Below are 11992 nucleotides of genomic sequence, written 5' to 3'. Positions count from 1 at the left end.
TTGTCCTGTATTGAGAAAAAATAAGGTAACGTTCACACATGTATCCATTCCATGTAAAATTAACGCTTGACTTTCCGTGCATTTTATATCAAAAAAGATAGATAATAGCAAAATTTCTGCTACATCTATCCTCGTTTTCAACACTATGATTTTAACTTTATAAACGTAACTTCCGGTAATGTTTGCATATGCTGAATAAACTCATTCTTTTCTTCTGACGATATATTTTTCAGTTGCATTCCTACCTTATAAACAGTTTCTGTACCTTGCTGTGAAGCTTCCACCTCATATGAGAGTATTGGGATGCCTTTCACTTGTAGTGTTTCTAATATTTGTTGTATCACTTCATGTTTATTTACAAACATTTGCACTGTTATATTTTGTGGAAATAAAAATTGCACCTTAAAAATACGACTTACAATTTCTAAACCAATTAAAACGAGAATCGTCGCTCCAATGCCTACTACATACATTCCCGCTCCAATTGCTAATCCTATACCGGCAGTAGCCCATAAACCAGCCGCGGTCGTTAATCCTTTCACCGCCTGCTTTTGAATAATAATTGTGCCTGCACCTAAAAAACCAACTCCACTAACGACCTGTGCTGCAATACGACTTGGGTCTAGAGACATATGCTCTTCAAACACAATATCTGAAAAGGCATATTTCGAAACAACCATTATTAACGCACTTCCTACCGCTACGAGGAAATGAGTCTTTAATCCAGCTTCTTTCGATCGAATTTCTCTTTCAATACCAATCATTGCTCCTAACAAGCCAGCAACACCGATTCGTATAATAAAATCAAAATCTACACTCACGGGCACTTCCCCCTTTCATTCATTATAGATAGATAAAACAAAAAATATCACAAACATCCATTTATCAACATGAAGGAATACCACTAAAATACACTTAATACTCCGGCCGTTTTATGTTAATATTTAAAATATTAACATAAAATAAATAACTTCTAATTTAAAACCTTCACTAATTTTCTAAAAAATAAAAGGTGAATTACATGAAATTAGGTTGAGAAACTTTGGAAAACGCTTTCATTTTGTATCATAATTTTTTATAAATACTACATAAACAAAGGAGCTTACTAACAATGAACGTCTCGTTACTTACACCTACTACTGATTTACAAGAAGAATACTTAGATTTCTATAACGAATGGAAAGATAGCGGTGAAACAATGATCCCGTGGGTTATCTCAAAAAATCCTGCTAACTTCCCAGCTATGGTTCAAGAACTTCTCGATGCGCATAACGGAATAAATATCCCTGAAACTTGGGTACCAGATTCTACATATTGGCTCGTTACAAATAATAATAGAATTGTCGGAGCTGTTAATATACGTCATAGTTTAACTGAACATCTATTTAACGCTGGCGGTCATATCGGTTATGGCATTCGCCCTTCTGAAAGAAGAAAAGGTTATGCTACGAAATTACTAGCATTATCATTAGAAAAAACGAAGGAATTAGACATCACGAAAGTACTTGTCGTTTGCGACGCAGTGAATACCGCTTCTGAAAAAACGATTTTACATAACGGCGGGCTTCGTGATCATGATTTCACTGAGGAAGATGGGAATGTAGTAAGAAGATATTGGATTGAGCTATGAATGATCACAAATAAGCGAGAAAGTGATTATACACTTTCTCGCTTATTTTACACTGCTTCTATTTCAAATTGCACTGTAATACCACTTGGATCTACCACCACAAACCCATTTGTAGTTTCATTTATTTCATGTTGTTTTTCTATTAATCTTTCTTTCACTTCATCTAACGCCTCTTTATATGGTAGTACAATCGTATACACCTTTAGCCCAGTTGCATGTACTGGTGGGTGTGGATTGTTTACTCCGTTCCACGTATTTGCACCAATATGGTGATGATATCCCCCTGCTGAAATAAATAAGCAATCCTCTTCACGCTGTTGTACTTCAAAACCTACTGTTTCCACATAAAATTCATGTGATTTCTCTACATCAGCTATTCGTAAATGTACGTGCCCAACGACAGTATTAGCAGGCAAACCATCAAACTCATAATCAACAAGTGTTGCCAATTCTTTTAAATCAAGTGGTGTACTTCCTCCTGGCCCTTCTCCCCATTGATCACGCGGACGGTCTGCATAAATTTCAATACCATTCCCCTCTAAATCTTGCAAATAAAAAGCTTCGCTATATGTATGATCACTTGCACTATTAAACCTTGAAATTGGTAAAATTTCATTTGAATATGTATAACGCCCTTCTTGCTCATCCGGGCTGTCAATTACATTTTTATTACGAAGAACCCCAAATAGCGCAGAAGCAAAAGCTTCACGAGTCGGAACTAAAAAGGCTACATGATATATACCAGTCGTACGCGGTTCTTGCAGTACTCCGTCCTCTAACCTTTCAAGAACAAGTAACGCGTTCTTTCCACCTTTTCCAGATAAATATGCTTTATTCCCCTCTTGCTTAATTACCTCTAATCCTACAACATTCTCATAAAAAGCAATTTGACGCTCTAAATCTTTCACTTTAAATTCAACATGACCAATACGTGTTTTCGGATGAATTTTTACCATGAATAACTTCATCTCCTTATCCCTATATTTTCCCATTACATATAACCGTTACTATGAAGGATACAACTAAAATCATCCTATGTAAATAAGAAAAGTCAGAATTCACATGCATTTTTATTTTCATAATAAAAATGCCACCTTTTCTAACTTTTAGAAAAGGTGGCATTTTAACTCTTATCTCATTTTATGTACTTCAGCAACTAGCTTTCCACCCTGAATGCCCATATAAAGCTTCACAGGTGCATCATTCGTATTTTCAAATACTAAATCTAAATATGGATATGCAATTGTAGCATCTCTTCCTTGTGGAACATAACCTACCGTTTTAGAATGTGTAGTTCTCTCCACCATTTTCAGGCCAGCTTGATCTGCTGCATTGTATAAAGTTGAAGATGTTTGACAAACACCACCGCCATATCCATCTACTAATTTACCATCTACTATTTCTTTCCCTAATTGATATCCTTTATCTGGTGTTGTATCACCGATTAATGAATTAAAAGAGAAACGGTCTCCTTTTGCTAACACAACTCCATTTATGCTCGCTGCTGACAAACGAATATTCTCAATACGGCCACCTGTTGAACCACCTAAGTTCGTTTCATATCTACCAATTACCGTACCATTTCCTTGCGCATCACTTAATGTTGCGACTGGTTTTTTCTCCACAATCGGCAACTGATACGTAGCATCCCACATACCAACATTTAACAATTTATCTACTAATTCTTTTTCCATTAATTCATAAGAAGGTTTTCCTTCTTGCCAACTTCCATCAGGTGCTATACGTGAAGGAACCATTTTTTTGTCGACGCTTTTTCCAACCTCACCAACAACCTTTGTTACAGACTTTTTAAATTTCGCTTCATCTTCAAAATAGCCTAAACTAGATAAATCTAATTTTTTCACTTCAGTACCAGTTCGACCATCAACTAAACTAATAGTATCCTGCACTTCTGCTTTAGCCTCTACAGTATGCCCACCAATATCACTTACCAATGCAACATCACTTACTTTTGCACCACAGCCACTCATTATAGCTACACATAACACCCCAACCAATATACCCTTTACTTTACGGAACAATATACTCTCTCCCTTTCCCCAACATCACTATTATGTATTTATTTCATTTTTATGTATGTTTTGTTACAATCATTTTACAATATGTTTATAAAATGTTACAAGTTATTTTTCACTCTATATAAATTACTCTTTTCTTTTATAAATGTCTATACATATTTACATAAAAGTTTGGGTTTGATAGAATTGTAACTTTTATGTAAACTCTCTCTTTTATCCAGTATATACCATTAAGCAAAAGAAATACAAATCAAAAACCCTCAAGCTATTTTTTATAAAGTGAAACTGTAATCAGTGGGGGTTTTACGGGCATCCCGACCTTCTTTGTTTCTGCTGAATTTTGACATGGGGGTCTTATTGCCCAGCAAATAGCGGGATAAAGAGAAATCCCGTCAACATAAATAGGTATTTGCCGTGCCACCACTCCGCTTTTGCACATACATTATGGTGAATTCAACCTATTTTAAAGAAATGGAGGATGTTATTATGTATCCCTACAATCCATATGATCCATATAATCAATATGCGTACCAACAACCACAGTATGACTTACAAACACAATATCAATCTTATATAGATCAAGCAGAGCACACGAATCCATATGACCAAAATAGACAATTCCAACTTCCAATCTCTTTTCCTGGCACTGGAAATCGTCAATTAGAAAGACGCGTAAATGAGCTTGAACAAAGAGTTCGTCAACTAGAAAATACAGTTGAGCGCCATACACGTAGACTAAACCGCTTAAACCAACGTTTACGCACAGTAGAAAACAGACTAAACATTCCATTCGCAGCATTAGAAGACGGATTTTAATCGAGAAAATAAAGATTATATAAAGGAAGGGGCTTCCCCTTCCTTATATAAATTGACGAAAGTTTTTTCCATCTCTATACTGATAAGAGTTAATGAAATGAAACAAGGTGATAAATATGGATTTTGAAATAAATTATCTTTCCTTTTATGTTGTACAAGTAGAAGGAAAAGGTGAAGCAGTTGATAAACGCTACAAACATTTTCAAACTTTAGACGCTGAAGAATATGAAGATAGTTCCTTAAAAGAATTTTTGAATGGTGAGTTATTAAAAATATCGAAGCGAAAAGTAGAACGTCATGCAAAAACAGAACAAGCCCCAACAAAAATTGGTCGCTTTATTGTAGAAGAAGGGCACGAACTTGATTCAAACCCTCATTACAACCTTTTTAATCGTATTCGCTTTGCAGAAACAAAAGAAAACTTTAAAGATATGAGCGAACCTCTCGTTTATACATATCTTGACACAAGCGCTGTACGTGGTGGTGTATTTTTAATTGCTCAGGCAAAACTACGCAAATACTTTGATGATCCCTTCGTATTCGTAATGAAATGCGACTTTGAACCAAAGGTTGCTTCTATTTCTGATGAATCAACACTGATTCGTAACGTTGAAATGGCCATCACAACAAAGAATATGAAATCTATCCAATATCCGTACATGCCTGAAGAAGGTATGGTTGAAGTAGGCGAACTAAAAATACACCAAGCATCACATGCCCGCTACTTTGAAGACTTCTTAAAATTCGTCGAATACGAACGCTCTATGCCTGAAATTATGAAAACACAAGTAATGGACATGGTATACGACCAAATTGAAGATGTATTTGAAGAAGGTACGGAAGAACGCGAACAATTCGACCAAGCGATGGAAGTATGGGCTGCCAGTCCGAAACGCGAAATTATGGAACAATTTTCAACCGAAGAAGTAATGGAAGCAACTGCTCAAATCGTCGAGCATGCTCCTGAAGTCGAATTAAAACTAAAAGCAGATCATATCTCTGTGAAGGCCCTGCTTGCTGATTTCGGGGATCAAATACATATTGCGAAGGTAAATGATCGATATGTACTTATGATTGAAGCAGACACACTTACATTTGAAAAAGGCTTCTCTCCTATTGAGTTTCTGAAGCCAGATGAGCTGCAAGATGTGATTGAGCGGATTGAGAATAAGCAGCAGTATTCGTTTGATCCGAGCGGTATTGAATAAAGTGAAACTTTAATCAGTGGGGTTTTGTTCATCCCCCACTAATTATTAACCCTCACCAATCGGGCTTTTACGGGATAAATACTTCCATATAACTGTTGTTACTGGGCGCTTTTAATAAGCGCTCTTTTGTTTATATTAAAAACCGATTCTACTAAGAATCGATTTTTCTGCTTTATAATAAAACATGTTTATTTTCAAATTTTTTTGATGCAAGATGACATTTGTTGCAGAATCAAATACATCCCTTCCTTGTTATACAAGCTTATTTCCATTAGAAATATCTACTTCAATATTTCTAGTTGACCAAGTCCTTCTATAAGTTGTTAAGATGCAAATTTCACTTTACTACCTCAAATTTATTGTACTCGTAAAAAGATAATTGAAAACGATATTCCGGATGTTCTCTCACCCAATCGTAGGCTTCTTCTAAAATTTCCATTTTGTTTTGCAAGTCATTAAGTTCACTACATTCGTCCCTTTTCTGTTTGCACAGAGGGCAGAATCCATTCACTATTTCCGCACTCGTCACCCTAATAGTTTTACTTTCTAAATCAACTACTAGACGAAGAATAACAGAATGCTCTTCTTTTGTAGTCACCTTCATTTCAGCAATCCGATCCTCATTCCAAAAGACACCGTTTAATTGCATCTTTACTGTGACATCTTTAATATCCAAGTCTACCACTATCACACCTCCCTTGTACAAAACTCAATCTTACTCTTCTATTTTAAACTTTAATACACCACAACTTAAAGAGATATTAAGTTTTTTCCAATTCTTCTTTACTATGAAAGAAAGTGTAGTTAATGCTAATTGTGTGGTAAATATTATCCCAAAAACTAAAACAGTTAAAATGTTAAAGATTGTTTCCATTAAACTACACTCTTTTCTTTATATATATTTTTATTTTATTAATACGGTTTAAAACGCTTATTACGTCTTAACAATCCCAAAGCAATTATAATGCACAATCACAACAACAAGTTGATGCCTATTTAATATCAATACGCTGTTATTACATGTATGTAGTTAGAGGTGGAGGAGAAATTCATTTAACCTCTGTATTCTCCTCCATCTCAGCCAAATACCTAATCTGCCGTTCCGCTTTTCTCACTGCTGTACGAAAATGTTTTTTCAGGAGTTCTACTGTATTTTCACTTATATAATATCTTTCCGTTATACTTTCCCACGTGTCACCACTTTCAAATGTACTCCATTCAAAAGGGCGTTCTGTATTTTTCTTTAGTTCTTTAAACACCCATTTTCGCATCTTTTTTTTCGCTTTTTCTGTTAGTTTTCCGTTTTTTACAAGTTCAAGTTCACCATGTCTTTTGTATCGCTTATTAATATCTCTCTCGCTATATACTTTAAGAAGTATATTTGCTGTATTTTCAGCATCTGCTAAAGCACGGTGCTGTTTTCCTTCCCACGTTAAAGCGAGCTGTTCTACCGCAAATTGTAAACTTGGCGTATGTTCAAACAATTCCTCATATGCTTGGAAAACAAATTTTTGCAAATCAATTCTATTTTCTTTTTCTATACTTGGGCATTCAACACCATATAATGTACAATCATGAGATAGAAAGCGATAATCTTCTTTTCCCCATGAAACAAATATAGAACCTTCGCCGATGAACTGAATAAATTTCTCTATAATTTGAGGGAATTTTTCTACACCCATTAAATCTTTTTTCGTAATACCGGTTAATTTTGTTGTATGACGAGTTAATCGTGCACTTGGTTTTACTAACTCCGAAAATTCTTCAATTATCTTCATTGTACCTATTTCTATTTTTACAGCTCCGATATCAACTATTTCTGATGGATCTTCTGATTTATACGGTCTGAAATTCCTTTCAATATCAAACACAATGAAATGTGTAGCGTTTTTCAATTTATTTACCTCTTTCTAAATTCCTTTTCACACAAACACTTTATTTTCAGTATTTATTTATTCATGTACTTTATACAAAAATACTCCGAATAAATGAATGAAAATTCAGTCTTGTTATGATATGTAAGTAGGAGGACATCTATAAAAATGCAAAAAAAAAGAAGGGCGAGCCCTTCTTTTTTCAAAAATTACTTCTTGTTTACGTTAGTAGCTTGAGGTCCACGGTTACCTTGTTCTACTTCGAAAGTAACTTCTTGACCTTCTTCTAAAGTTTTGAAGCCTTCGCCTTGGATAGCTGAGAAATGAACGAATACGTCTTCTCCGCCTTCAACTTCGATGAAACCGAAACCTTTTTCTGAGTTAAACCATTTTACTTTACCGTTTTGCATGAAAAAAATCCTCCTACAATGTACCTATATGTACATATTCATTTTCAACCACCTTACAATAATAAGCCAGATATTAAAAAACTGCAACCCCTGAGGAGATTTAACATTGCTATCCTCCTCGGAAGTTACAGCTCATTTAAATCTCTATATTATTAAAAGTAAAATGGTTTAAATATACTATATCATATCAATATAATAAAAGTAAAGTTTTTTTCTTAAATTATTTTTTGTTCCCACTGCATTGCTTTTAATTCACCTGATCCGGCTACTACATAACCATCTTTTTGATTAACAATGCGCCATCCGTGCCCTTTAACTGAATCACATACTGTAACAATACCTTCTTCAAGAAGCACACGGCACACACTACTAATCCCCGCCTTATTTTGCGTTGAAGTTGTATATAAAACATGTTGATCTACACTTAAGTCTAAATAACTACTTGCTTTCTGCTCACTTTGACATGTATGCCAATATATTTTTTCACTTGCAATACTTTCATCTATTTTACAATAAGAAATATTCCCGCTAACTCCCTTGCACGATCCACTTGCCGCTACTAAATAAGAATTGTGTAAAGTCAACGCGGAGATCATTTGATTCATCGCAATTTTAATCCTCTTTAATTTACGTGTCTTCAAATCAAAGAGCCAAACACCACCATATTTAGCATGTATTTTCGTACCAATAAATAAGTAATGTTTATATAAAAATAATGATCGAATAGACGGTGCCGCACTGCCATACTCAAGAAACGGATGAATAGTTTCCCATGTCAAACCGAAATTATGAGAAAGATACAGCGTTTTTTCTCCATGAGCAACAACAGTTCCTTGTACAGTGCTACATACATTCCAACTCGTTGCTTTTGTTGGAAAACGCTGAATTGTCCAGTTCTCTCCACCATTCATACTGCGAATAAAAATCCCTTCGTCACCTACACCATAAACTACATTATCTTCGCTATGTAAATCCCTAATTCGTTTTTGAAAACCATTTAAAATTCGTTTCCATTCTCCGTCTTGTTCAACAAATAAGCCATTATATGTAGTAGCTAACAACAGTTTTCCATCTCTTAACTTTGTAATAGCAGTTGCACTTAACATTGTCTCCACGTTGACACTCCCATTCTTAGAACTTCTCAGCAAATGCAATTGCAAAATTACTGCATTTTTCAACATCCTCTTCATCTTCTGGAGCTAATTCAATTTTCAGCCCTTCTTGTACAAGCTCTGCACCGCGTTCCACAAGACGTTCTTCAAATATCGTTACCGCTTCACAAAACAGTTCATACGCCGTATCACCCGATCCGAATACCGCTACCTTTTTCCCAGCTAAATCTATATTTTCTAAGTCATCATGAAAATCTTCCGCTTCAAATGGTAATTCACCATCGCCCCACGTATAAGATCCTAAAATGATTCCATCATAAGCTAATAATTCTTCAGCATCCATGCCTTCCATTTCTTGCAATACTACTTCATGATCAAAAGCATCTAAACTAACTTTAATTAAATCAGCAATACTCTCTGTATTTCCTGACATACTTGCATAAGCTATTAAAATTTTTGCCACTTTGGCATCCCCCTCTAACGATAAATGATTCTCATTCTCATTATATTAATAATGAGAATCAATTTCAATTGATTTTTTCTACTTTTATTTACATTTCACATTACTTATTTCAAATAAAGTGAGGGTATTCATCTCCCACCTAACTTCTTTGTTTCCGCTGAATTTTGAGGCGGGGGGTCTTACTGCCCGGCAAATAGCGGGATAAAGTGAAAGTTTAATGAGTCCTCACCAATCAGGCTTTTTCAGACAGCCCACAAAGAGCGGAATAAATAAAAAAGCACAGATGACTATACAATCATCTGTGCTTTTTTATTATTTTTTAAAAATACCAAAAGGCTTTCCTACTGGTAAAACAACTTTTCCGAAGTGTGTATTTAACACTGCTGCTGCTGAACCGTAGAAAGATAATAACGAAATAAGAAGTTCAGAATATGCTGCTAAATTATGCATTGCATGCGGCATAACACCTAAAGTACTTAATGAAAGACCGATAAATAAGAAATCAATAAGGACGAAAATCATAAATAATACTTTATGTGTTTCCATTGCACCAATTGTCATAAAGATTGTGAAAATCAAATATCCGATAAAGGCTACACCAAGCTGTTTTGAATCTGCAGCTTGTGCTAATTTTTCGCCAAATACTCCAAGTTGAATTAACCAAGTCATTCCAACACCTAGCCAAAATAGACCGTACGCACCGAATGCTGTTGTACCGAATGTATTGTTATGCTTTGCATCATGAATGCAAGCAAAGATTTGTGCAAATCCTCCTAAAAAAATTGCCCACGGTAATACAAGTGAAACGCCATCTGTTAAGCCTAACTTTTGAGATGATGCTACAAGTGTTACCATCGCTAATCCAAATAGACCAATTCCAGATGGATCCGCTGTTGTCATTTTCACATGATGTGTAGTAGTTTGATTGCTCATATAAACCTCCTGATTATAAACATACTCGAATACAATACTTAAATCAGAAGACTATGTCAATGGTTTTTTTTGTATGTTGTCAGACGTTATATTTTATAATGATTAAATATATTTCTGACCACTTCATAAGGTTTTATACTCACTTTTTCCAACTCGTTTATCGGTAGCCATAACGGAATATAATTTCCCCTACCTTCCAGCTGAAATTCCTCAGCTGTTCCGCTTCCGAACACTCCGCCTGTAATATAGGCAGCATAATAATATTCATTTCCTTTATATTTTACCTTTGCAATAAGGTGCTCCACTTGTATATGTACCCCTAATTCTTCGTATACCTCTCTTTTCGTTGCCTCTTCAGGCGTTTCACCTTCCTCAATCCCTCCGCCAGGAAAAACATAATATGTTTCCTCTTCTCGAATACGTTTTATAAGAGCGATTTTTCCTTCCTGTACAATGATAGCGGCTCCGCGATTTCTTATCATTTTATTACCTCAATACGAATCGCAACTGTTCCCCACTCTTTTTCTTGTTCTTTCGTATATATTTTGTATGTACTTTCTAACATCTCCTCTAAACTATCATTTTCACAATCCAATAATTTTTTATCGATTTGTTCATACATAGCTTTAAAGCTCTCGTATCGCTTTATTTCCGTTACTTTTACCGTCATCATTTCTGTTGTCGTAAGATTCGTAAATACGATTTCATCGCCTTTGTTTATTAGTTGACGTTTTTTATCGTATAGGCGTACTTCATATACTTTTTCCCCTGATTGAATTGACTGAAACGGTTTATTATATAAACCCATTTCGTATCGCATACATCCCACTCCCTTTTATTCATTTCACCTATTAATACAGTTCACATTACTACATCTTGCATATAATATTCCATACGTATCACTTAATTGAGAAAGGAGGCTGAAGAAGCATGTTATATTTAAATCAAAAACCTGAATATAATAAATATGATATTGGTGATTATACTTATAGTAAAGTAGGGCCAACCATTTTTTCTTGGAACGATGAAACAAAATTGAAAATAGGTAAGTTTTGTTCATTAGCAGAAGAAGTCGTTTTCATACTTGGCGGTGAACATCGCGCAGACTGGATAACAACTTATCCATTTAATGCACTTTTTGATGAAGGAGCACATATTACTGGTCACCCTTCTTCAAAAGGTGATATCGTAGTTGGCAATGATGTATGGATTGGTTATCAATCCTGCATTTTATCTGGTGTTACAATTGGTAACGGTGCCATTATTGGTGCAAAAAGTGTTGTTACAAAAGACGTCCCTCCATATGCAATTGTGGCTGGTAATCCAGCAAAATTTATTCGATATCGTTTCCCGCAAGAAACAATTGACAAACTAGAGAATCTTGCATGGTGGGACTGGGACATTTCTGTTATAAAAGGAGCTATTCCATTACTACTTTCCGACAAAATCGACGAATTTTTCACCTCGCCCGAAAAAGAATCTACATGATTAATGAAGAAAGAGCATC

15 protein-coding genes are annotated in these 11992 nt (G+C 35.1%); 4 read left to right on the top strand and 11 right to left on the bottom strand.

The genetic code is table 11. The annotated features are described in order from the left end of the window. Positions 1–143 precede the first annotated feature (143 nt). Positions 144–821, bottom strand: coding sequence for an MgtC/SapB family protein (locus tag M1D66_RS09745; protein WP_086385081.1), 678 nt, complete (start codon positions 819–821; stop codon positions 144–146). A 290-nt stretch (positions 822–1111) separates the two neighbouring features. On the opposite strand from M1D66_RS09745, the gene M1D66_RS09740 reads away from it, so the two are divergent. Next, positions 1112–1630 carry a GNAT family N-acetyltransferase gene (locus M1D66_RS09740; protein WP_001103123.1) on the top strand — a complete coding sequence of 173 codons (519 nt, stop codon included), beginning with the start codon at positions 1112–1114 and terminating at the stop codon, positions 1628–1630. 47 nt (positions 1631–1677) lie between these two features. On the opposite strand, the gene M1D66_RS09735 is transcribed toward M1D66_RS09740, so the two are convergent. Continuing rightward, entirely contained in the window at positions 1678–2622 is a 945-nt protein-coding gene (locus M1D66_RS09735; protein WP_002024552.1) for a VOC family protein, read from the bottom strand. 138 nt (positions 2623–2760) lie between these two features. Further along, the gene (locus M1D66_RS09730; RefSeq protein ID WP_000488973.1) at positions 2761–3672 is read right to left on the bottom strand and encodes a VanW family protein; all 912 of its coding nucleotides are present in this window, start codon (positions 3670–3672) and stop codon (positions 2761–2763) included. Between the two features lie 483 nt (positions 3673–4155). Between M1D66_RS09730 and M1D66_RS09725 the strand changes: the two genes are divergently transcribed. Continuing rightward, entirely contained in the window at positions 4156–4485 is a 330-nt protein-coding gene (locus M1D66_RS09725; protein WP_000283715.1) for a hypothetical protein, read from the top strand. 116 nt (positions 4486–4601) lie between these two features. Further along, complete coding sequence (locus M1D66_RS09720) at positions 4602–5693, top strand: DUF3900 domain-containing protein (RefSeq protein WP_000345046.1); 1092 nt, start codon at positions 4602–4604, stop codon at positions 5691–5693. A gap of 337 nt (positions 5694–6030) precedes the next feature. On the opposite strand, the gene M1D66_RS09715 is transcribed toward M1D66_RS09720, so the two are convergent. From M1D66_RS09715 to M1D66_RS09680, 8 genes are all read right to left on the bottom strand, one after another. Beyond that, positions 6031–6378 (bottom strand): hypothetical protein, encoded by a 348-nt coding sequence (locus tag M1D66_RS09715; protein WP_140335663.1) that lies wholly within the window; start codon positions 6376–6378, stop codon positions 6031–6033. Positions 6379–6742: 364 nt separating this feature from the next. After that, positions 6743–7588, bottom strand: a complete 846-nt coding sequence (locus M1D66_RS09710; RefSeq protein ID WP_000786417.1) for an exonuclease — start codon at positions 7586–7588, stop codon at positions 6743–6745. Between the two features lie 188 nt (positions 7589–7776). After that, complete coding sequence (gene cspB, locus M1D66_RS09705; protein WP_001179150.1) at positions 7777–7977, bottom strand: cold shock-like protein CspB; 201 nt, start codon at positions 7975–7977, stop codon at positions 7777–7779. Positions 7978–8192: 215 nt separating this feature from the next. Then, positions 8193–9092 carry a WD40/YVTN/BNR-like repeat-containing protein gene (locus tag M1D66_RS09700; RefSeq protein ID WP_006922620.1) on the bottom strand — a complete coding sequence of 300 codons (900 nt, stop codon included), beginning with the start codon at positions 9090–9092 and terminating at the stop codon, positions 8193–8195. Between the two features lie 16 nt (positions 9093–9108). Continuing rightward, positions 9109–9552, bottom strand: coding sequence for a flavodoxin (locus tag M1D66_RS09695; protein ID WP_001062752.1), 444 nt, complete (start codon positions 9550–9552; stop codon positions 9109–9111). 312 nt (positions 9553–9864) lie between these two features. Beyond that, positions 9865–10485, bottom strand: coding sequence for an acetate uptake transporter (locus tag M1D66_RS09690; RefSeq protein ID WP_000070938.1), 621 nt, complete (start codon positions 10483–10485; stop codon positions 9865–9867). 86 nt (positions 10486–10571) lie between these two features. Then, the gene (locus M1D66_RS09685; RefSeq protein ID WP_086385078.1) at positions 10572–10967 is read right to left on the bottom strand and encodes an NUDIX hydrolase; all 396 of its coding nucleotides are present in this window, start codon (positions 10965–10967) and stop codon (positions 10572–10574) included. Next, positions 10964–11305 (bottom strand): ASCH domain-containing protein, encoded by a 342-nt coding sequence (locus M1D66_RS09680; protein ID WP_001268346.1) that lies wholly within the window; start codon positions 11303–11305, stop codon positions 10964–10966. The genes M1D66_RS09685 and M1D66_RS09680 overlap by 4 nt, the downstream gene beginning before the upstream one ends. A 110-nt stretch (positions 11306–11415) precedes the next feature. On the opposite strand from M1D66_RS09680, the gene M1D66_RS09675 reads away from it, so the two are divergent. Beyond that, positions 11416–11973 (top strand): CatB-related O-acetyltransferase, encoded by a 558-nt coding sequence (locus M1D66_RS09675; RefSeq protein ID WP_000966302.1) that lies wholly within the window; start codon positions 11416–11418, stop codon positions 11971–11973. Positions 11974–11992: the final 19 nt, after the last annotated feature.

It is taken from the genome of Bacillus sp. PK6-16 (assembly GCF_056530295.1).
Note: the sequence above shows the minus strand (reverse complement) of the source record. Positions and strands in the feature narration are given on the sequence as shown.

Excerpts from the sequence above, each read along its gene's own strand:
- M1D66_RS09740 (WP_001103123.1), top strand. The coding sequence starts at position 1,112 with ATGAACGTCTCGTTACTTACACCTACTACTGATTTACAAGAAGAATAC.
- M1D66_RS09735 (WP_002024552.1), bottom strand. The coding sequence starts at position 2,622 with ATGGGAAAATATAGGGATAAGGAGATGAAGTTATTCATGGTAAAAATT.
- M1D66_RS09725 (WP_000283715.1), top strand. The coding sequence starts at position 4,156 with ATGTATCCCTACAATCCATATGATCCATATAATCAATATGCGTACCAA.
- M1D66_RS09720 (WP_000345046.1), top strand. The coding sequence starts at position 4,602 with ATGGATTTTGAAATAAATTATCTTTCCTTTTATGTTGTACAAGTAGAA.
- cspB (WP_001179150.1), bottom strand. The coding sequence starts at position 7,977 with ATGCAAAACGGTAAAGTAAAATGGTTTAACTCAGAAAAAGGTTTCGGT.
- M1D66_RS09690 (WP_000070938.1), bottom strand. The coding sequence starts at position 10,485 with ATGAGCAATCAAACTACTACACATCATGTGAAAATGACAACAGCGGAT.
- M1D66_RS09685 (WP_086385078.1), bottom strand. The coding sequence starts at position 10,967 with ATGATAAGAAATCGCGGAGCCGCTATCATTGTACAGGAAGGAAAAATC.
- M1D66_RS09680 (WP_001268346.1), bottom strand. The coding sequence starts at position 11,305 with ATGCGATACGAAATGGGTTTATATAATAAACCGTTTCAGTCAATTCAA.
- M1D66_RS09675 (WP_000966302.1), top strand. The coding sequence starts at position 11,416 with ATGTTATATTTAAATCAAAAACCTGAATATAATAAATATGATATTGGT.